Annotated in this window: 17 protein-coding genes, 3 pseudogenes and 2 riboswitches; of the genes and pseudogenes, 9 read left to right on the top strand and 11 right to left on the bottom strand. The window is 69.3% G+C overall.

From position 1 onward, the window contains the following. Positions 1-3: 3 nt before the first annotated feature. From ACSJDS_RS07355 to ACSJDS_RS07335, 5 genes and pseudogenes are all read right to left on the bottom strand, one after another. Positions 4-888, bottom strand: a pseudogene (locus tag ACSJDS_RS07355) (lysylphosphatidylglycerol synthase transmembrane domain-containing protein); the annotation flags it as partial. Beyond that, entirely contained in the window at positions 885-1,766 is an 882-nt protein-coding gene (locus tag ACSJDS_RS07350) for a hypothetical protein (RefSeq protein WP_473032697.1), read from the bottom strand. The gene ACSJDS_RS07350 and the pseudogene ACSJDS_RS07355, both read right to left, overlap by 4 nt. Next, positions 1,763-2,848: a glycosyltransferase family 4 protein gene (locus ACSJDS_RS07345; RefSeq protein WP_473032696.1), complete on the bottom strand. Its 1,086-nt coding sequence runs from the start codon at positions 2,846-2,848 to the stop codon at positions 1,763-1,765. Before ACSJDS_RS07345 ends, ACSJDS_RS07350 begins: the two co-directional genes overlap by 4 nt. 8 nt (positions 2,849-2,856) lie before the next feature. Then, positions 2,857-3,159 carry a 6-pyruvoyl trahydropterin synthase family protein gene (locus tag ACSJDS_RS07340; RefSeq protein WP_473032695.1) on the bottom strand — a complete coding sequence of 101 codons (303 nt, stop codon included), beginning with the start codon at positions 3,157-3,159 and terminating at the stop codon, positions 2,857-2,859. Between the two features lie 82 nt (positions 3,160-3,241). Continuing rightward, positions 3,242-4,273, bottom strand: a complete 1,032-nt coding sequence (locus ACSJDS_RS07335; RefSeq protein ID WP_473032694.1) for a zinc-dependent alcohol dehydrogenase — start codon at positions 4,271-4,273, stop codon at positions 3,242-3,244. A gap of 170 nt (positions 4,274-4,443) precedes the next feature. Here ACSJDS_RS07335 and ACSJDS_RS07330 point away from each other — a divergent pair, with 170 nt between their 5' ends. From ACSJDS_RS07330 to ACSJDS_RS07310, 5 genes are all read left to right on the top strand, one after another. Next, the gene (locus tag ACSJDS_RS07330; protein WP_473032693.1) at positions 4,444-5,184 is read left to right on the top strand and encodes a CDP-alcohol phosphatidyltransferase family protein; all 741 of its coding nucleotides are present in this window, start codon (positions 4,444-4,446) and stop codon (positions 5,182-5,184) included. A 66-nt stretch (positions 5,185-5,250) separates the two neighbouring features. Further along, positions 5,251-5,402, top strand: a riboswitch (TPP riboswitch). Between the two features lie 91 nt (positions 5,403-5,493). Further along, positions 5,494-6,162: a thiaminase II gene (gene tenA, locus ACSJDS_RS07325; RefSeq protein WP_473032692.1), complete on the top strand. Its 669-nt coding sequence runs from the start codon at positions 5,494-5,496 to the stop codon at positions 6,160-6,162. A gap of 263 nt (positions 6,163-6,425) precedes the next feature. Beyond that, positions 6,426-6,537: riboswitch (TPP riboswitch) on the top strand. Positions 6,538-6,612: 75 nt separating this feature from the next. Then, entirely contained in the window at positions 6,613-8,502 is a 1,890-nt protein-coding gene (thiC, locus tag ACSJDS_RS07320) for a phosphomethylpyrimidine synthase ThiC (RefSeq protein ID WP_473032691.1), read from the top strand. Between the two features lie 145 nt (positions 8,503-8,647). Beyond that, a complete protein-coding gene (locus ACSJDS_RS07315; protein ID WP_473032690.1) occupies positions 8,648-9,100 on the top strand; it encodes a hypothetical protein in 453 nt (150 codons plus the stop codon). Continuing rightward, positions 8,983-9,852, top strand: coding sequence for a Card1-like endonuclease domain-containing protein (locus ACSJDS_RS07310; RefSeq protein ID WP_473032689.1), 870 nt, complete (start codon positions 8,983-8,985; stop codon positions 9,850-9,852). The genes ACSJDS_RS07315 and ACSJDS_RS07310 overlap by 118 nt, the downstream gene beginning before the upstream one ends. Positions 9,853-10,012: 160 nt before the next feature. Here ACSJDS_RS07310 and ACSJDS_RS07305 read toward each other — a convergent pair whose 3' ends face one another. From ACSJDS_RS07305 to ACSJDS_RS07295, 3 genes are all read right to left on the bottom strand, one after another. Further along, a complete protein-coding gene (locus tag ACSJDS_RS07305) occupies positions 10,013-10,933 on the bottom strand; it encodes an HAD-IIB family hydrolase (protein ID WP_473032688.1) in 921 nt (306 codons plus the stop codon). A 219-nt stretch (positions 10,934-11,152) separates the two neighbouring features. Further along, positions 11,153-11,539 carry an outer membrane beta-barrel protein gene (locus ACSJDS_RS07300; RefSeq protein ID WP_473032687.1) on the bottom strand — a complete coding sequence of 129 codons (387 nt, stop codon included), beginning with the start codon at positions 11,537-11,539 and terminating at the stop codon, positions 11,153-11,155. A gap of 198 nt (positions 11,540-11,737) precedes the next feature. Beyond that, positions 11,738-12,670, bottom strand: coding sequence for an EamA family transporter (locus ACSJDS_RS07295; RefSeq protein WP_473032686.1), 933 nt, complete (start codon positions 12,668-12,670; stop codon positions 11,738-11,740). A gap of 135 nt (positions 12,671-12,805) precedes the next feature. On the opposite strand from ACSJDS_RS07295, the gene ACSJDS_RS07290 reads away from it, so the two are divergent. Together ACSJDS_RS07290 and pta are read left to right on the top strand one after the other, a co-directional pair. Beyond that, complete coding sequence (locus ACSJDS_RS07290; protein WP_473032685.1) at positions 12,806-13,984, top strand: acetate/propionate family kinase; 1,179 nt, start codon at positions 12,806-12,808, stop codon at positions 13,982-13,984. Then, a pseudogene (gene pta / locus ACSJDS_RS07285) lies at positions 13,981-16,157 on the top strand (phosphate acetyltransferase). The gene ACSJDS_RS07290 and the pseudogene pta overlap by 4 nt, the downstream one beginning before the upstream one ends. Here pta and thiO read toward each other — a convergent pair. Continuing rightward, a pseudogene (thiO, locus tag ACSJDS_RS07280) lies at positions 16,154-17,310 on the bottom strand (glycine oxidase ThiO). The pseudogenes pta and thiO sit on opposite strands and share 4 nt — an antisense overlap. A gap of 304 nt (positions 17,311-17,614) precedes the next feature. Between thiO and ACSJDS_RS07275 the strand changes: the two are divergent. Together ACSJDS_RS07275 and ACSJDS_RS07270 are read left to right on the top strand one after the other, a co-directional pair. Further along, a complete protein-coding gene (locus tag ACSJDS_RS07275; RefSeq protein WP_473032684.1) occupies positions 17,615-18,217 on the top strand; it encodes a class I SAM-dependent methyltransferase in 603 nt (200 codons plus the stop codon). A 150-nt stretch (positions 18,218-18,367) separates the two neighbouring features. After that, on the top strand, positions 18,368-19,492 hold the full coding sequence (locus tag ACSJDS_RS07270) for an aminotransferase class V-fold PLP-dependent enzyme (protein WP_473032682.1): 1,125 nt from the start codon (positions 18,368-18,370) through the stop codon (positions 19,490-19,492). A gap of 65 nt (positions 19,493-19,557) precedes the next feature. Here ACSJDS_RS07270 and ACSJDS_RS07265 read toward each other — a convergent pair whose 3' ends face one another. Further along, entirely contained in the window at positions 19,558-20,247 is a 690-nt protein-coding gene (locus ACSJDS_RS07265) for a CBS domain-containing protein (RefSeq protein ID WP_473032681.1), read from the bottom strand. A 149-nt stretch (positions 20,248-20,396) separates the two neighbouring features. Next, entirely contained in the window at positions 20,397-20,762 is a 366-nt protein-coding gene (locus ACSJDS_RS07260) for a glutathione S-transferase N-terminal domain-containing protein (RefSeq protein WP_473032680.1), read from the bottom strand. Between the last annotated feature and the right edge of the window lie 12 nt (positions 20,763-20,774).

Here is a 20,774-nt window from a genome sequence, read left to right as displayed (position 1 = left end):
CAGCACCAGGGCGCCGTAGGCCAGCGACACCGCCACGCCCTGGGCCGCCGGCAGCCCGACCAGCGCCCAGACCAGCGCCGCGGCGCTTTCACGCACGCCCCAGCCGGCCACCGACAGCGGGATCAGCATGGCCAGCAGCACCGGCGGCACCAGCGCCAACAGGGTCGTCGTCGGCAGCGACACCCCGATGGCCCGGGCCGCGCAGACGAACACCAGCGCGTAACTGAGCACCACCAGCAGCGAGCCGGCCAGCTGTCGCGGCCACGCCGAGACCGCCAGCAGGCTGCGATAGAGATCGCCGCCCAGGCCGACCAGCGCCCGCGGCGGATGGCGCAGCAGGCGCCAGGCCAGCAGCCCGACGACCAGCCCCACCGCGGCCGTCGGCAGCAGCCAGGCGGCCAGCCGCCAGGGCGGCGCCCCGGCAGCCCAGGCCGCCGCGTCGGCCATGACGCCGTGCCACAGCGGCGAGAGCGTGACCACCAGCAGGGTCAGCAGCAGCACCGCCAGCTGCCCCGAGGCTCGCTCGATGATCACCGCTCGCCAGGCGCCCCCCTGCCGACCGCTGGCGCGGGAGTGGCGCCAGGCTCGGGCGGCGTCGCCCATCACCCCGCCGGGGAGCACCTGATTGAGAAACATTGCCAGGTAGTAGTCGCGCAGGGCCCGCCCCCAGTCCAAGGGCACCGCCAGCAGGCGGGCGGTGAAGCGCCAACGCCAGGCGGACAGCGCCACCTGGGGCAGGGTCAGCGCCAGGGCCAGCAGGGCCCAGCCCGGCGAGAGCCGCTCGACCTCGGCGATCACCGCGCGGGGGTCCAGCCACAGGGCCAGCGCCGCCAGCAGCAGCAGGCTGGCCAGCGGCCGCCACAGGCGTGCCAGCAGGCGGCGCTTCATGCCCCACCCCAAGCGCCATTCCCGCCGGGCCAGGCGAAGAGATCACGGTGCCCCACGCGCAGGCCGAGCTCACCGGCCGCCAGCGCACCGCGCCGCCGCGCCTGCCACTGGGCCAGCCGGGGCCGGCGATCCGGGGCCTGCTCCAGGGCCGCCCCGGCCCAGCCGTCCACCAGCGCCAGCCCCAGGTTGCGCGCCGCCTCGCTGCCCGCCGCCAGCACCCAGGGGGTGGCGGCATCCTGGACCCGGTAGCCGGCGGCGGCCAGCCACTGGACCAGTAGCGCCGGCGCCTCGCCGCCCAGGGCGGCGCCCAGCCCCTTGTCGCGACGCTGGTGGGCCTGAAACAGGGCCCGCACCTCGGTGTCCTCGTCATCGTCGCAGCGTTCGCCGCGGGCATCGAGAAAGCCCCAGTCGCCGTCCACGCTGAGGGTCAACAGCAGCGCCTGACCGCGCCGGGACGCGGCATCGATCAGCGTCTTGCACCAGGGGCGCGACACCAGGTCGAACAGCGCCGAGGCGGTGATCAGCGCCGCCCCGTCGAGCAGCGTCGCATCGAAGGGCGCCAGGCTGCAGCAGCGGGTCTGCAGCGTCACCCGTCGGCCGGCGGCGTCGTGTAGTCGGGCCCGCCGGGCGCGGGCCAGCAGCGCCGGGTCGTGATCCACCAGCCGCCAGCGCTGGGGGCCGGGCAGGCGCGGCGCCAGGAAGCGCGGGTTGCTGCCGGTGCCGCTGCCCAGGTCGACCAGATCAAAGGGCGCCGGGCGCGAGGCAAGCCACTCGACGGCGAGCCCCGTCAGCCGCTGGCTGCGCGAGCACGCGTCCAGCGCCTCACGCTGGGCGAGCCAGTCGGCGCTGAAGCGGCCCTGTGCGGCAGGGGCATTCATGGCGCGAGCTCCGCCGGCTCGGGCAGCGCCTCAGCGAAGGCGTCACCGGCGGCGTGCCAGTCACCCAGGCGCTGACGGGCATCCCGGGCACCGCCTCTCAGCCGGGCCCGCAGCGCCGGCGCCTCGAACCAGCGCGCCAGCGCCGCGGCCAGCGCCCGGCTGTCGCCGGGCGACACCGCCAGTCCCGCCTCGGCCGGCAGGGTGTCGGCCAGGGCACCGCCGGTGGTGGTGATCACCGGCAGGCCTCGGGCCAGCGCCTCGGTCACCACCATGCCGTAGCCCTCATAGTAGGAGGCCAGCACGAAGAGGTCCGCCTGGCGGTAAGCCGCCTCTAGCGCCTCGGCCCCCTGCTCGCCCAGCAGCCGCAGCCGATCTTCCAGCCGGTGGTGGCGAATCCGCTCGGCGACCCGGGAGGCATGGGCGGGATCGCGGGTCAGGCTGCCGATGCAGTCGCAGCGCCAGTCATGGCTCGCCAGGGAGGCCAGCGCCTCGACCAGCAGATCGTGGCCCTTGCGCGGCGTCAGGGTCGCCACGCAGAGCAGCCGCGGGGAGCGGCCCGGCGGCGCCGGCTCACGGCTGCCCGCCGCCAGGGGGGCGCGCATCACGCCGGGCTCGACCACCGCGACCCGAGAAGCGGGCACCCCGTAGTGCGCCAGGCCGCGGGCGGTATAGGCGCTGGTGGCAATCACCTGGCGCACCAGCGCCAGCGCGCGGGTCTCGCTGTGGCGCAGGCGCTCCCGGGTGGCGTCATCCAGACCGGTCTCCTCGGCCAGGGGATGGTGGACCAGCGCGATCAGGCAGAGCCGGTCGGCGTGGGGGGCGACGGCCTCGGGCAGCCCGCCCAGGGCCAGGCCGTCGATCACCACCCGGGCGCCATCGGGCAGCGCCGCCAGCGCCTCCGCCATGCTCGCCCTGGCCCGGGCGTCGGCCTCGGGAAAACGCCCCTCCAGCCCCACCACCTCGACCCGCCAGCCCCGTTCGCGCAGGGCCGCCACGATCCGGGCGTCATAGACATAGCCGCCGGTGAGCTGGCCGGGGTCGCCGGCGACGATCAGCGTCAGCTCGGCAGCCGCAGTCGCCACGCCTGGACTCATAGCTCGGCCTCGTAGCTGGCCCAGGCGATATGGGATTCATGCAGGGTCACGCGCATGGCGAGAAGCTCCTGGGCGGCGTCACCGAGCTGTCCCGCCTGGATGGCCTCGGCCAGTCGCTCGAAGATCACCCGGGCCATGAACTCGGTGGTGGTATTGCGGCCCTGAAAGGCCTCCCACTCGTCGAGGTTATGAAAGCGGTAGTCGTCCAGCACCTCCTTCAACGCGGCCCCGGCCAGGCCAATGTCCACCACCAGGTCATCGTCATCCAGCTCGCGGCGCTGAAAGGTGACATCCACCACGTAGGTGGCGCCATGGAGTCGCTGGGCGGGCCCGAAGACCTCCCCCGAAAGCTGTGGGCGATCATGACGTGGTCACGCACGGTCAGGCTGTACATGGCGAATCTCCGGTCGAAGGGTCATCGTGTTGCCCAGCGGACTGCCGGTAGCGCAGCCGATGGCAGAGCACCTCGCCGCCGCCGGCCGCCAGGCGGGGCATCAAGGCGGGCAAGGCGTGAAAGTCGCTCTCGCCGCTGATCAGGGCATCGAGGCGCGGGTCGCGCAGCAGCCCCAGGGCCAGCGTCAACCGTCGGCGGTGATCCCAGCGCGGCGTGCGTTCGCTGGGCAGCCGCCCCACCTGGCTGCTGATCAGCTTGAGTCGCCGGGAGTGGAAGGCCTCGCCCAGCGGCAGCGTCGCTTCAAGGCTCCCGAACCAGCTCATCTCCACCACCCGCGCCTCGAGGCCGGCCAGCCTCAGCGCCAGGCGCAGCCCCTCGGGATTGCCGCTGGCGTGGATGACGAGGTCGTTATCGGCCTCGGCGCGCTCGGGGAGGCGGAAGTCGAGGTCCAGCCCCTCGGCCAGGTCGGCCCGCTGCGGTGCCACATCCACCAGCTGCACGCGGGTGCCGGGTATGGCCGCACAGAGCCAGGCCACCAGCACGCCGACCACACCGGCGCCGATCACGGCGATGCGATCACCGAGGCGCGGCGCAGCATCCCAGCAGCCGTTGAGGGCGGTCTCCATGTTGGCGGCGAGCACCGCCCGGGGGGCCGGCAGCCCCTCGGGCAGCGGCACCACGGCATCGCGCGGCACCACGTAGCGGTCCTGATGGGGGTGCAGGCAGAACACCTGGCGGTCGACCAGGTCGGCGTCGCCCGCCTCGACCCGGCCGACGCTGACGTAGCCGTACTTCACCGGGCCCGGGAAGTCGCCGACCTGAAAGGGCGCACGCATCCGCGCGTACTCGCTGACTGGCACCTGGCCCTGGAAGACCAGCGCCTCGGTACCGCGACTGATCCCGCCGTAGAGGGCACGCACCCTCACCTCGCCGCTGCCCGGAGGCGGCAACGGCTCCTCTCGCAGCGTCCCGTGGCCGGGTGACAACACCCAGTAGGCGGTGGCGGTGGACTCGCGCATGGCCTCTCCTCTGCAATACTCCCTAGGAGCCTGTGCGTCACGCCTCCTTGATCATGACAACGGCTGATGCGCTTTGGCTCCATTGGTAGCGACTTTCTTTTACAATAGTGGTACATATAAAAATAATTGCATCAATTGTTTTTCGTCAACCGACAGCCTGGGTGCCGCGCATGTCGCTTCACTCTCGTCAGCATAGCGACCCATCACGCCCCACGACTGGCCGCCTTTCCACGCTGGCCGAGCTCCTGGCGGGCCTCGCCGCCGTGCTGGTGCTGGGCTCGCTGCTGGCGCTGGGCCTGCAGGCCAGTGCCTGGGTACCCACCACGGCGACGGGCGTCTACCTGGCCATGGCCGGCATGGTGCTCTGCGCCTGGCCGGGCCGGCGGGGGCTGGGCTGGGCCAACCGGGTCACGCTGACCCGTGCCGCCCTGGTGGCGCTGCTGGCCGGCGCCCTGGTGGACCCGGCGCTGCTGGCCCGTCATCCCTGGCCGCTGGCCGGCCTGGCGCTGCTGGCCCTGCTGCTGGACGGCGCCGATGGCTGGGTGGCACGCCGCACCGGCAGCGCCAGCGCCTTCGGCGCCCGTTTCGACATGGAATTGGACGCCTTCTTCATTCTGGTGCTGTGCCTGGCGCTGCTCTCCCTGGGCAAGGTCGGCCCCTGGGTGCTAGCGATCGGCGCCATGCGCTATGGGTTCGTGGCGGCAGGCTGGCGCTGGCCCTGGCTCGGCGCCGAACTGCCCGAGAGCCTGCGACGCAAGGCGGTCTGCGTCTGGCAGGTGGTGGCGCTGATGCTGGGCCTGCTGCCGCTCCTGGGTACACAGGCCACCAGCTGGCTGGCGGCCACGGCACTGGCGGCGCTAACGGCCTCCTTCGGTATCGACATGCGCTGGCTGTGGCGAAACAGGAAATGAAAAATATTTCCGCAAAATGACCTATACAGGGGCTGGCAAGCCCGGCCCGTCCTGCTAGACTGGCGTTCACGCTTGACGGGGTGCCGGTGAGATCCGGCTGAGATGGCGAAGGGTGTCGAGACGCCGAGCGCCGATCCCGTGGAACCTGATCCGGGTGAGCCCTTCCTTGACATGGAAGGCGGCATGAACCGGCGTAGGGAATCAGGCCGTGGTCCGTTTGGGTGTCCCGCGACGCCCTCCCCGATCCTCGCCTTCCCCACCCGCTTCGCTGCGCTCTCACCGGGTCGTCACCGACCAGCGGAGACGCCCATGGGCTATCGCTTCGACGACCTGACCGACGCCATCCACGACGACTGGCGTGCCTACATCGAACACGACTTCGTGCGCTCCCTGGGCGCCGGCACCCTGTCCGAAGACGCCTTTCGCCACTACCTGAAGCAGGACTACCTCTTCCTGATCCACTTCGCCCGGGCCTACGCCCTGGCCGCCTACAAGAGCCCGACGCTTTCCGATTTGCGCCAGGCTCACGAGGGGCTCAAGGCGATCGTCGACCTGGAGCTGGGCCTGCATGTGAGCTACTGCCGCGACTGGGGCATCACGGAGGAAGAGCTCGCCGAGCTCCCCGAGGCCCGGGCGACCCTGGCCTATACCCGCTACGTGCTGGACACCGGCAACCGCGGCGACCTGCTCGACCTGCACGTGGCCCTGGCCCCCTGCCTGGTGGGCTACGGCGAGATCGCCAATTGGCTGAATGGCCGGCCCGACACCGTTCGCGGCGAGGCCAACCCCTATGACGCCTGGATCGCCATGTACGAGAGCCAGGAGTTCCAGGCCGCCATGCGCGCCGAGCGCGAATGGCTCGACAGCCGCCTGGCCGACGTCACGCCGGCGCGCTTCGCTGAGCTGACCCGCATCTTCCGCGATGCCACGCGCCTCGAGATCGACTTCTGGCAGATGGGGCTGGATCGCAGCGACTGACGGTCTGGCCCCACAGAAAGACCCGCTCTGGTGCTGGTCACGCCAGACGCGGTAGGCAAGATGTAACTTGCCTAAGCAATAGTTCCAAGGCTGTCGCAGTTGGCGACAGCGAAGGGCGCCGGGGACAAGCTAGAGAGGAGGTCCTACGCCATGGATGGCGTCGGTAGCGTACAGGGAGGTATTCACAGCGCCTCCTCTCAGGCTTGTTGCCGGATCAGCCCCAAGCGATGGAGCTATCTGCGATAACCCTGAGCAATCGACCACCACGCTTGACGGGGTGCCGTTGAAAACGGCTGAGATCATGCGCTGGCAAGCATGGATCCCGTTGAACCTGAACTGGCTAGGACCAGCGTAGGGATCAAGCGACATGCAGCGGGGCCCAGGTGCCGCCCCCTGCCCCTGTCCTCCCAGCTGTCCTCCCTGACGACAACTCCCAAGGGAGAACATCCAATGAGCAAGACCGCCCACTTCCTCGCCGAGACCGCCCAGGTCGACGAGGCCGCCATCCAGCCGCTGCCCGGCTCGCGCAAGATCTACGTCGAGGGCTCACGCCCCGATATCCGCGTGCCCTTCCGCGAGATCGCGCTCTCCCCGACCAAGACCTCCGGGTCCGACGAGGAGAACCCGCCGCTGCTGGTCTACGACACCTCCGGCCCCTACACCGACCCCGAGGTCAGCAATGACCTGCGCCGCGGCCTACCCGAACTGCGTCGCGCCTGGATCGAGGAGCGCGGCGACACCGAGTTCCTCGACGGCCCCACCTCCGAGTACGGAAAGCGCCGCGCCAACGACCCGACGCTGGCCCCGCTGCGCTTCGACCTGACCCGTACGCCAAGACGCGCGAAGGCAGGCAAGAACGTCACCCAGCTGCACTACGCTCGCCAGGGGATCATCACCCCGGAGATGGAATTTATCGCCATCAGGGAAAATCAGCGTCGGCAAGCGCTGGGCACCGAGGAGGTCGAGCGGATTCTGGGCCACCAACATCCCGGCCAGGGCTTCGGCGCCCGCCTGCCGGAAGAGATCACCCCAGAATTCGTGCGCGCCGAGGTGGCCGCCGGCCGGGCGATCATCCCCTGCAATATCAACCACCCGGAGTCCGAGCCGATGATCATCGGCCGCAACTTCCTGGTGAAGATCAACGGCAACCTGGGCAACTCGGCGGTGACCTCCTCCATCGAGGAGGAGGTCGACAAGATGACCTGGGGCATCCGCTGGGGCTCGGACACCATCATGGATCTCTCCACCGGCCAGAACATCCACGAGACCCGGGAGTGGATCATCCGCAACGCCCCGGTGCCCATCGGCACGGTGCCGATCTACCAGGCCCTGGAGAAGGTCAAGGGCGTGGCCGAGGACCTCACCTGGGAGGTGTTCCGCGACACCCTGATCGAGCAGGCCGAGCAGGGCGTGGACTACTTCACCATCCACGCCGGCGTACTGCTGCGCTATGTGCCGCTCACCGCCAAGCGTGTCACCGGCATCGTCTCCCGCGGCGGCTCGATCATGGCCAAGTGGTGCCTCTATCACCACCAGGAGAGCTTCCTCTACACCCACTTCGAGGAGATCTGCGAGATCTGCAAGCGCTACGACGTGGCCTTCTCCCTGGGCGACGGCCTGCGCCCCGGCTCGGTGGCCGACGCCAACGACGAGGCGCAGATGGCCGAGCTCAAGACCCTCGGCGAGCTGACCCACATCGCCTGGAAGCACGACGTCCAGGTGATGATCGAAGGCCCCGGTCACGTGCCCATGCATCTCGTGAAGGAGAACATGGACAAGCAGCTCGAATACTGCGACGAGGCGCCCTTCTATACCCTCGGCCCGCTGGTCACCGATATCGCCCCGGGGTATGACCACATCACCTCCGGCATCGGCGCGGCGATGATCGGCTGGTACGGCTGCGCCATGCTCTGCTACGTCACGCCCAAGGAGCACCTGGGCCTGCCCAACAAGGACGACGTCAAGACCGGCATCATCACCTACAAGATCGCCGCCCACGCGGCGGATCTCGCCAAGGGGCATCCTGCAGCGCAAAGGCGTGACAACGCGCTCTCCAAGGCGCGCTTCGAGTTCCGCTGGGAGGATCAGTTCAGCCTGGGCCTCGACCCGGACACCGCCCGGGAGTACCACGACGAGACCCTGCCCAAGGACTCGGCCAAGGTGGCCCACTTCTGCTCCATGTGCGGCCCCAAGTTCTGCTCCATGAAGATCAGCCAGGAGGTGCGCGACTACGCCGCCGAGAAAGGGCTTAACGGCGACCAGGAAGCGGTGATGAAGGGCATGGAGGAGCAGGCGGAGAAGTTCCGCCAGGAGGGCGCCGAGCTGTACAAGGAGGTGTAGACAGGCAAAAGTCTCTCGACAGCGCCGGCCCTCGGGCCGGCGTTTTTTTTGCTGCAATGGCGACAGACGGTCTGCCTGAGATAGCCTGTCCTCATGAAGGCGCCCCCTCGCCCGGGTTGGTCGCCGCCGTAGAAGGAACCAGGCCATGCCCCACCTGCACATCGCGCTGGTCAACGAGCATCCCGAGCGCACCCTGATCCCGCTGCTGCAGCTGCGACCCGAGCGGATCGTGCTGGTGGCCTGCCAACGCGGGCAGCAGGCCGCCGAGCGGCTGCGCATCCTGCTTCAGCACGAGTTGCCCGAGGCCCACGAGATCCGGCTGCACGAGGGCCTGCCCAGGGCGACCCGCAGCGCACCGCCGAGCTGGCCCTGGCGCTGGCCCGGGAGCTGGCCGCTCAGCAGCGCGACGTCCCGCCCCTTGAGGTCACCTGCGACCTGGCCGGCGGCGACCGCCTCACGGCACTGCTGTTCCAGCAAGCCATGCGCCTCTGCGGCGCCGACTGCCTCCATCTCGACCCCGAACGCAACGTCATCCACCGCCTCGGCCCGTCGCTCGATCCCGGCTCCCTCCGGCATCTGCCGATCAGCGCGGTACTGACGGCCGACCACATCCTGCAGGTCCACGGACGAAAGCGCATCCGCGCCGCTTCGGACGGGGCCGAGTGGCAGCAAGCCGTGGCGGCCCGGCGGCCCCTGACCCGTTTCCTGGCCCATCAGGCGCCGCGCATCGCGCCGCTGCTCGGCGAACTCAAGGCGCTACTGGCAACGGCAAGCCCATCGGCGGGAGAGCACGACACCTCACACCTGCTGACCCACACGCCACTCTTTCCCGAAACCGACGCCCTGCAGCAGCTCGGCGAAGCGGGACTGATCGACTGGTCACAGGAGCAACCCCGGGCACTGAGCGTGACCACTCCGGCCGCGGCCCACTACCTGTCGGGCGGCTGGCTCGGCGAATACGCCTGGCTGTGCGCTCGGGAGGCCGGGCTGGCGCGAGTCTGCGCCGAGGCCCATGTGATCGACCTCAGCGGACGCCACAACGACGAACCCACGGTGTTCCACTGTCTGGCCGTGCACCACAACCGAACGCTGATCCTCGAGTGCCTTGAGCGACCCGATGACGATGCCGCGGTGCTGCATCGCCTCTACGAGCTGGCCGAACACGGCGACGAACTCGGCGCCACCCGGGTACTGCTGACCGACGCCGCCCTGGGCAGCGCCGAGCGGCGCGAATCCCACCTGCGCCGCGCCCAGCGGCTCCAAGTCGCGGTATTGGAGGGCCCGGAGCTCACCCGGCTGCCGGCCAGCCTCCGGCAGTGGAGGGAGAACGGCCAGTGGCCTGAGAGCTAGGAGCCTGTCGGACTTAACGCTGACCTGCTACGAAACCCGGGCTTTCGGCCAATTTCATTCGATCTGAATCGTTAAATAGCGCGCTATTCGCCTCATCAGATCGATAAACTTGTCTCGAAATCCGTGTTCCTCGCGACGATCGGTCAAATCCGACAGGCTCCTAGGCGGCGCGAGCCGCCCTCGGCATCAGCCGGCTGTCGGTTCGCCCCCACCAGTGGGCCACTCCCTCGGCCCAGCCGGCAGGCCCCATGGCCGCGGTCCGATAGAGGGCCGGATGGGCCGGCTCGACGGCAAGCCCGTGGCGGCTGCGGATCACCACCGCCTGATCCATTGCTTCGAGCATGCCGACATCGTTGGGCCCATCCCCGAGCCCCAGCGTCTGCGGGCGGCGGCCCCGCAGGGCCGTGAAGCGCCCCAGCAGCCACTCCACGGCGCATCCCTTGTCGACCTGGCCGGTGACATACCAGAAGCGCTCGCCGCGCAGCAGGCTGAGGCCATCCCCCGCCAGCCCCTCTCGCAAGGCTTCGAGCTGGGCGTCATCGCCGTGCCACAGTAGCGGCTCGCTGCCCTCGCGCATGCGCGCCAGACGCGCTTCGGCCTCATCGACCTCGGCCACCTCCATCAGCCGCGCCAGGGCGATCTCGCTGGTCAGGGTGAACTCCGCTCCCAGGCGCTTGCGCCAGACCGAGAGCCGCTTGCGAATGAAGGCGATATCCACCCCCAGGGTCTTGACCGAGACCCCGTCTGGGCCGGGAGATCGCTCCAGCCGCGCATGGCACCAGGCCGGCGGCAGCCCGACCACGGCACCGTTCTCGGCGATAAAGGGCGTATCGGCGAGCCCCAGGGACAGGCGCAGCGGCGCCAGCTCGTGGCGCGTCCTGCAGGTCACGGGAATCACCGGCACCCCGTGCTGCTTGAGGCGGGCAAGCCAAGGGTGCGCCAGGGCCCCGTCGCGGCTACGCGGGCCCAGCAGCGACCCGTCCAGGTCGGTAAACAGCAGCCGCGGCGTCAGGGCGTCCCGGACAGGCGCCTTGCGGCTGGCGGCGTCTGGCAAAGCGGCGGACAGGGTGTCGGTCGGCATGGCATCACCTTCGTGGAGAAGAATCACCCTATGACCTTGCAGGTAGCATGCCAACCTGCGGCTGGGCGACAGGCCACGCCGAGCGGGCCAGTGCGCCGATGTCGCTGCCTTATGGAGAGGCAGCGCACCTCGAGAGCGCACCAAAATAGCGCAAGACCGACGCAAAGCGCCCCCGACACCGAGGGCGTCGAGGGCGCAGGCGAAGCGCGGGGAGTCGCTTCAGAACCGGAAGCGCACACCCACGCTGGCGGCATCGAAGGTGCCGTCAGACTTGTCCAGGTAGCGCATATAGTCAGCGCCGACTGCCAGGTTAGGCGCCACGTCGAACTCCGCCCCGGCCCCGTAGGAGAAGTCGCTCTCACGATCCACGTCGAAGTCCACCTCGGTCACCCCGGCCAGGCCGTAGAGCCGAAACTCTTGGGAGATCGGCACGATGCCCTTGGCATAGGCGCCCACCAGGTAGTCGAGTTCGACAGGGCCATCCGACCCGCCGGTGCCCAGGTGGCCTTCCACGGCGAAGAACTCATTGAACTGGGCGCCGCCGCGCAGGCGCAGGCCAACGCTGTCGCGACTGGGCGCACCGTCGGGATTGATTTCCCAGAACATCGCATCGCCCCCAACGTAGGGTTGGGGTAGAGGGGCTGCTGGGCCTGGGCGGTGGTAGCGAAAGCACCCGCCAGCAGCAGCGCGGAAATCGATGTAACGGCAACGGTTTTCATGGTCTACCTCCAATTAGGAAACGGTGTTTCCCTACGCAGCCCCCATTTTGGTACAGGGACCGTCCCCGTGCAAGACTCAAGTCGCTCAGCCCTGTCGCGACAGGCTCAGCACCACGATGCCGCCCAGTACGATAGCGCCGCCCAGCAGCTGCACGGCCGAGAGCATCTGCCCCAGCACCAGGTAGCCCAGCGCCAGCGAGGCCACCGGCTCGACGTTCATCACCGGGGCATTGCGCGCCATATCCAGCCGCGGCACGCTGATGAACAGCACGGAGAAGGCCACGCTGTAGAGCACCGCCAGGGCGGCGAGCCCCGTCCAGCCGGTTGCGGAAGCCGGCAGCGCCATGCCACCGGGCACCAGGCTCAGTGCACCGGCCAGCAGCATAGCGACCAGCACCGTGAGCATGGTCAGCAGGCTGCGCAGGGTGCTGCCCACCGCCGCGAGATGGTGCTCGGTGATCCACAGGGCGCCGGCCAGCCCCGCTGCGGCAATCAGCCCGAAAACCACGCCCGAGCGCCAGTCCGGCCCCATGGCCTCGGGATCGGCCAGCCAGGCCGGCACGTCGAGCACTACCACCAGCCCGGCGAGGATCACCGCCATGATCAGGGCGGCACGCAGAGTGGGGCGCGGGCCGCCCAGGGCCCAGGTCAACAGCGCCAGCTGGATGGGGAAGGTGTTCATCAACAGCAGCGCCACTACCACCGGAATCCGCGCTACCGCCGAATAGAGCATCAGGCTCTGCAGGGCGATCAGCGCCCCCACCGCCAGCTGCCAGGGCCACGTCGCTCTCGGCAGCGCCAGGCGCTTGCCCTGGGCCAGAAACAGCGCCGAGAGCACCGCCAGGGCCACCGCCGAGCGCACCAGCACCGCCAACAACAGGCCGGTGCCGTCATCGAAGGCCAGCCGGGCGGCGACATGATTGCCGGCAAACAGCGTCGCCACGCTGGCCAGGAGCAGCACGGCAAGATGGCGCGGAAGCGGTCCCGAGGCGGCCTGGGTCGCAGTGGATGTCGACATGTCCGGGTGTCCTTGGGGTTTCGACGAACCGCTCAGCATGCCAGCCTTGCCAGGAGAAGACGACTCCTGGCACTCCCTGCTGCAACGCAACACATGGTAGACTAAGGTCTAAATCAACCCCTCAGCGGAGACTCGATGAACGCACCGGTGCTGGTCATCAACTGCGGTTCCTCCTCGATCAAGTATGCCCTGGTGCCGGCCACCGCCGACCAGCCGAGGCTGGCCGGTCTGGCCGAGCGGCTGGGCAGCAGCGACGCCCGTCTCAAGGGCACCGACAGCCGGGGTGAGGCCTACACCCAGGCGCTGCCCGGCGCCGATCACACCGCCGCCCTTGAGGCGATACTGGCGCGCCTGGAGGGCCGGCGGCCCGGCGCCGTGGGCCACCGCATCGTCCACGGCGGCGAGCGCTTCACCCGTGCCGCCCGCATCGACGATGAGGTCGTGGCCGCCATCGAGGCCACCGCCACGCTGGCCCCGCTGCACAATCCCGCCAACCTGCAGGGCATCGCGGCCACCCGCCAGGTGTTCGCCGAGCTGCCCCAGGTGGCGGTCTTCGATACCGCCTTCCACCAGACCCTGCCGCCCCACGCTTACCGCTACGCCCTGCCCGAGGCGCTCTATCGCGATCACGGCATCCGCCGCTACGGGTTCCACGGCACCAGCCACGCCTACGTCAGCCAGCGTGCGGACGCCTTGAGCGGCCTGACAGGCGGCGGCTGGCTGACCGCCCACCTAGGCAACGGCTGTTCCACCGCCGCGGTGTGGGAGGGCCAGAGCCGCGATACCAGCATGGGTCTGACGCCTCTGGAAGGCCTAGTGATGGGCACCCGCAGCGGCGACGTGGACCCGGGCCTGCACGCCCACCTGGCGCGCCAGCTGGGCTGGAGCCTGGCGCGCATCGACGAGGTGCTCAACCGCGGCAGCGGCCTGCTGGGCCTTTCGGGGCTGACCAATGACATGCGCGAACTGGAGGTCGCCGCCGACGAGGGCCACGCCGCAGCGGCACTCGCCATCGAGGTGTTCTGCTACCGCATCGCCAAGTCCCTGGCCGCCCTCTCCTGCGCCCTGCCCCGCCTGGACGGCATCGTCTTCACCGGCGGCATCGGCGAGAACTCGCCGCAGGTCCGCACGCGGGTGGTCGCGGCACTGCCCCACTTCGGCTGTTGCCTGGACGCCGCCGCCAACGCCGCCACTATTCGCGGCGGGGAAGGCCGCATCGACGCCGGCGGCCCTCAGCTGTGGGTGATTCCCACCGATGAAGAGGGGCGCATCGCCGACGAAACCCGCCAGCTTCTCCAGGAGGGTCATGCATGACTCCGCGTAACGCCCGTCCCCAGCCCCAGGTCTTGCTGATGGTGCCCACCAGCGAAGGCGTCGGCCTGACCTCGGCCAGCCTGGGCCTGATCCAGGCGCTGGACACCGTCGGCCTGAAGGCCGGCTTTCTCAAGCCGTTTCGCCAGGACGAGCTCAACGGCCCCGGCCCCGACCGCTCCACGGCGCTGGTCGGCAGCACCCTGGGCCTGCGCCCGCCGAGCCCGCTCGACCAGGCCCACCTGGAGCGCCTGGTCCGCCAGGATCGCCTGGACGTCCTGATGGAGCAGGTGATCGATCTGCACGACCAGGCCGTCGAGGCGCACGAGGGCAGCCGCCCCGACCTGATCGTGGTGGAGGGGCTGGTACCCACCTCCCACGGCACCTATGCCACGGCCCTCAACGCCCAGCTGGCCCATGCCCTGAATGCGCGGATCATCCTGGTGGGCAGCGGCGACATGCGCGACCCCCAGGCGCTGGCCGAGCAGCTCGACATGCACGCCCGGGCCTTCGGCGGCGTGGGCTCGACGCGCACCCTGGGCTGCATCCTGATGCGCATGCGCCACCTACCCGGCGCCGAGGAGAGCCCCGCCCTGATCCCCGGCACCGCCAGCCCCGCCCTGGATGACGAGCTGCTCACCGAGCTGCGCCGCTACTCGCCGGCGCTGGCCACCGACCGCTTCCACCTGATCGGGGCGGTGCCCTACAACCCGGCGCTGGTGGCGCCGCGGGTGCTGGACGTGGCCCGGGCGCTGGGCGCACGCTTTCTCAGCGAGGGCGAGGCCGCCAGCCGCCGGGTGCTCTCCACCAGCCTGTGCGCACGCAGCGCCGCCAACGCCCTGCATGTGTTCCGCCCCGGCAGCCTGATCGTCACCTCGGGCGATCGTGACGACATCGTGCTAGCCTCGGCGCTGGCCACCATGAACGGCGTCCCCATGGCCGGCGTGCTGCTGACCAACGGCTTCATGCCCAACGACAACATGGTGGAGATGTGCCGGCCCGCGCTGAAGACCGGCATGCCGGTGCTGGCGGTGGACACCGACAGCTTCACCACCGCCAAGCACCTGGGCGCCATGGGCAACGACATCCCCATGGACGACCTGGAGCGCGCCGAGCAGGTGACCCGCTTCGTCGCTGGCCATATCGACCTCGAGTGGCTCAAGGAGCACCTCAGTCGCGGCTACGCCCGGCGCCTCTCCCCTTCGGCCTTCCGCCACCAGCTGGTCAGGCTCGCCCAGCAGGCGGACAGGCGCATCATCCTGCCCGAGGGCAGCGAGCCGCGCACCGTGGAGGCGGCCGCCATCTGCCAGCGCCGCGGCATCGCCCGCTGCGTGCTGCTGGCACGCCGCGAGGAGGTCGAGGAGGTGGCCCGCAACCGCGGCATCGAACTGCCCGACGACCTGGAGATCATCGACCCGACCGCATCCGCGGCCGCTATGTGGCACCCATGGTCGAGCGCCGAAGCGGCAAGGTGAACGCGCTCACCGCCGAGGCCCAGCTGCAGGACAGCGTGGTGCTCGGCACCATGATGCTGGCACTCGACGAGGTGGACGGCCTGGTCTCCGGCGCGGTTCACACCACCGCCAACACCGTGCGCCCGGCCTTCCAGCTGATCAAGACCGCCCCCGACTACCGCCAGGTGTCGTCGATCTTCTTCATGCTGCTGCCCGAGCAGGTGGTGGTCTACGGCGACTGCGCGGTGAACCCCGACCCGGACGCCGAGACCCTGGCCGAGATTGCCCTCCAGAGCGCCCGCTCGGCCCAGGCCTTCGGCATCGAGCCGCGGGTGGCGATGATCAGCTACTCCACCGGCGAATCCGGCAGCGGGGCCGACGTCGATAAGGTGCGCGAGGCCACCCGCCTGGCCCGGGAGCAGGCCCCGGAGCTTCTGATCGACGGCCCGCTGCAGTACGACGCCGCGGCCATCGAAAGCGTGGGGCGCCAGAAGGCGCCGGACTCGCCGGTGGCGGGTCGCGCCACGGTGTTCGTCTTCCCCGACCTCAACACCGGCAACACCACCTACAAGGCGGTGCAGCGCAGCGCCCGGGTGGTCAGCGTCGGCCCCATGCTGCAGGGCCTCAACAAGCCGGTGAACGACCTCTCCCGCGGCGCCCTGGTGGACGACATCGTCTTCACCATCGCCCTGACCGCCATCCAGGCGGCGCAGGGCAATTAGCCGTTAGCGTGAACCCGCTGCCGGGCTGAGGCCCCGGGGCACTCCGTCCTGGCCAGGGGCTCGAGCCGATAGGGGGCAGGGTCGATACTCGGTTGCCGCTCGAGCAGGATATCGACCAGCAGCCGGGTCGCCGCCGGCGCCAGTACCAGGCCGTTGCGGTAGTGCCCGGCGTTGACGTAGAGCCCCTCGATGTCGGGCACCGCGCCGATGAAGGGAATGCCATCGGGCGCGGCCGGCCGCAGCCCCGCCCAGTGATGCTCGATCGCACAGTCGGCCAGGGCCGGCAGCATGGCCAGCGCACTCTGGTACAGAGACGCTCTTGCGTCGGCGGTCGGCGTCTTGTCGAAGTCGGCCTCTTCCAGGGTCGAGCCGATCAGTACCCGTCCGTCCCCGCGGGGGATCAGATAGCGACCGTCGGCCAGCACCACCCGCTCGAGCAGCTGCCTGCCCCCGCCATCGGCGGGGTGCGAAACAGCATCATCTGGCCCTTTACCGGGCGAACCGGCAGCGCGACGCCAAGACGGCCGAGGAGCACGCCGCTCCAGGCCCCGCCGCATAGCACCACCTGACCGGCCGGAAGGTGCCCGCGGGGCGTCTCGACCCCGGTCACCCGCCCCTCATCGACGCATAGCCGCTCGACCTCCTGCCCCTCTTCGAGGGTCACGCCCGGCAGCGCCATCAGCCGAGCCCGCAGCGCCCGGCAGAGACGCGGATTGCGGATGCTGCCCAGGGTCGGCATCCACAGCCCCGACTCGATCCCCGCGGCCAGCCAGGGCTCCTTTTCGTAAATCAGATCGGCGCTGACCGCCTCGAGGGGCTTGCCGAGTCGGCGCGCCCACTCGAAGGCCCGGTCGCCATCCTCGACGCGCAGATAGAGCAGCCCCGTCTGGCGATACTCGGGATCGATGCCGGTCTCCTCGAGCAGCCGGGCGGCCAGTCGCGGATACTCCTGCTCGGCAAAGCGCGCCAGGCTGGAGACCGGCTCACTGTAGCGCCAGGGGTAGAGCGGCGAGACGATGCCACCCCCGGCCCAGGAGGCCTCCTCGCCGCACCGCCGGCGTTCCAGCAAGGTGACGGTACGACCGGCCTCGGCCAGCTGCCAGGCGGTCATCATACCGATGACGCCGCCGCCAATGATCAACACATCTTGCATATCACCTAGACCTTTCAACTCCGAGGAAACGCGGCACACCCTTCATCCGACTCCGACAAATCGTATCCTGCACAGACATCAACGCTTCCCGCAGGGTGACCGAGAATTCGCCGAGGGATCTTTATGCCAGCCTGGGCATGTTTTTGCGAGTTCATGAACCGTCGACACGAAGCCAACGCCCCGGGCCCAATCTCTCCCGCGCCGGGCGGGGCCTGCTGCGGCGGCAACGTAACCCGTTCTTTCCTGGGAGCCTTGACTAGCCTAGAGTGGAAGCATGTTTCGTCCATATGCAGGAGGCAGGCCCATGACGGCGCAAGACCGACCCAAGGCGGTAGCAGGACCCCAGCGACGCGCCCAGCTCTCGCTGTTCGCACGCAACTTTTTCAAGCACCCCAAGATGCTCGGCTCGATCATTCCCAGCTCCCCCTTCCTGGTCAGGCGCCTGCTGGATCAGATCGACTGGGAGAATGCCCGAGTGGTCGTGGAGTTCGGCCCCGGCGTCGGCACTATCACCCGCGAGCTGCTGCGCCGCATGCCGCCGGATTCGACGCTGCTGGTGCTGGAGACCAACCAGGACTTCGTGGAGTTTCTCGAGCAGTCGCTGCCCGACCCGCGCCTGCAGGTGGTCAACGGCTCGGCTGAGAACGTTCAAGCCGAGCTGGAGCGCCTGGGACTGCCCCCGGCCGACTATGTCCTGGCGGGCATCCCCTTCAGCACCATGCCGGCGGAGATTCGCGAGCGGATCCTGACGGGCACCGCCGGTGCCCTCTCGCCCGACGGCTCCATGCTGATCTACCAGTTCTCCTCGCGGGTGCTGGCCGACCTGCGTCGTGTCTTCTCCGCCGTGGAGACCGACTTCGAGCTGCTCAACATCCTGCCCGCCCGGCTCTACTACTGCAGCCCCTAATGCCACCTGGGTAGCGAACCCCGCCGGCGTTCGCGCCCCCGCCGCCTCGACCGGACCGCCGCCGCCAGCATATCCCCCTGGCCCGCGGCGGTCGTTGCGCCTATCCTCAGTGGCTTGAATCCTTACACTGAAAGAAATAGGGAGAGAAAGATGTCCGGCCTGCTACCCGATGTCGACCCCGATGGGCTGCTGGAATACTCGGTGGTCTACACCGACCGCTCGCTGAACCACATGTCCCAGCGCTTTCAGGGCGTGATGCGCGATATCTCCGCCACGCTCAAGCGGGTCTATCACGCCCATAGCGCGGTGATCGTGCCCGGCAGCGGCACCTTCGGGATGGAGGCCGTGGCGCGCCAGTTCGCCGCCGGCAAGCGCTGCCTGGTGGTGCGCAACGGCCAGTTCAGCTACCGCTGGAGCCAGATCCTCGAGATGGGTGACATCCCGGCTTCGGTCTCGGTGCTCAAGGCCCGTCGCCTGGACCCGGCCGATCCGCAGTCCCCCTTCGCCCCGGCTCCCATCGAGGAGGTCGAGCAGGCCATCCGCGAGCAGCGCCCCGAGGTGGTCTTCGCCCCCCACGTGGAGACGTCGGCGGGCATCATCCTGCCCGAGGACTACCTCAAGCGTCTTGCCGCCGCCGTCCACGCGGTGGGCGGGCTCTTCGTGCTCGACTGCATCGCCTCCGGCACCCTGTGGGTGGACATGCAGGCCACCGGCGTCGACATCCTGGTGAGCGCCCCCCAGAAAGGCTGGAGCGGCCTGCCCTGCTGCGGCATGGTGATGCTCTCCGAGCTGGCGCGTGAGCGCATCGAGGCCACCACCAGCAGCAGCTTCGCCTGCGACCTCAAGAAGTGGCTCGGCATCATGGAGACCTATGAGGCCGGCGGCCACGCCTACCACGCCACCATGCCCACCGACGGGTTGGCTCGGCTGCGCGACATCATGGCCGAGACCGATGCCTATGGCTTCGACAAGGTGCGCGAAGAGCAGCTGGCCCTGGGCGAGGGGGTGCGCGCCCTGCTGGCCGAGTACGGCTATCGCAGCGTGGCCGCGCCCGGCTTCGAGGCACCGGGGGTGGTAGTGCGCTACACCGACGATCCCGGCATCGCCGGCAAGTTCGCCGCGGCCGGCGTACAGATCGCCGCCGGCGTGCCGCTGATGTGCGATGAAGGCGACGACTACCGGGCTTTCCGCATCGGCCTGTTCGGCCTCGACAAGCTGCACCATCGCCAGCGCAGCCTGGCCAATCTGGAAGCCGCCCTCGCACAGATCGGCTGAGGCCAGCCCAATGCGCAGCGGGGCGGCCCTTGGGCCGCCCCGCTGCGCTCACGTTGCCGGCTGGCTCAGTAGCCGCCCACGCCCCGCGGCACCAGCCCGACATTATTCTCCACCGACTTCACCCCCGGGGTGTTCTCGACGGCTACCTGCACGGCCATCCGCTCGTCCTGATTCTCCACCAGGCCCCAGACCTGTACCGCGCCATCGGCAACGATGACGTTGATCCGATCGACCCAGACGCCGGTATTGTCGTCGATTTCCTTGAGGATGGCGTCGCGAATCTCACGATCGTCGGCGCTGACCGACGGCTCGGCGTTCGCTTCGCTGGCGGAGAAGCCGCGCAGCAGGTTGGCACGACTGACGATGCCCACCAGGCGACCGTCACGCACCACCGGGACCCGCTTGATATGGCGTTTCTCCAGCAGCTTGGCGATCTGGCGCAGCGAGGCGTCCTCGGCGATGGTCACCGGGTCGCGGGTCATGATCTCGTGGGCCTTGCGCGCATGGGTCTTGACGTATTCGCCCGCGTTGTTGCCTTCGAACAACTGCAGCCACCAGGAACGGCGCCGCTGGGTGCCAGTCTCGACCCGGCGCATCAGATCCCCTTCGCTGACGATCCCGACCACCTTCTGGTCATCGTCCACCACCGGCAGTGCGCTGATGTTGTTGTCGAGCAATAGACGGGCAATCTCCTGGACGTCCGCCTCGGGGGACACGGTGATGACGTTGGGCGTCATGACATCGGCAGCTTGCATGGTGGCTTCTCCAGCGTTGGGTCGTCAGATCAAGGGATAATCTAGTTTGACTCTAGCCCGGGTCGGCGACTCTCTCAATCCGGGCCAAGGCGTTTCAGCGTAGCAAGGTATCAACGGTGGATCCTTGACATACAACAACATGGACGGCCTCAGGCGCTGAAATGGCGGTGAAGATAGGCCTTTATTGCCTCGGGACCATAGAGCCACTCGTCGCCTCCCGGGCGGGCGATGCGCAGGCAGGGCGCTTCCAGCCTGCCGCCCTGCTTCTCCAGGGTCTGGCGATGATCGTAATCGAGCTGGGCATCGCGCACCTCGATGGTCAGCCCCAGGCGAATGATCTCGCGACGCACCTGAATGGATTCCGGGGAGCCGCGGAAGTGGTAGAGCGCAAGCCCTTCACACTCGCGGTCGACCCGGGCCTGCTCGTCGGGTGGGCGAGTCACCTGCGGCGAGGGACCGAGCCTTGTGGCCAGCCACTCCAGCGGTGCCAGCAACTTCTTGAGCGGTGAGCGCATCGCGTCTCTCCT

Source organism: Halomonas sp. SL18_1 (assembly GCF_055755715.1).
The sequence above is the reverse complement of the archived record's forward strand: the minus strand, read 5'-3'. Positions and strand labels throughout refer to the sequence as shown.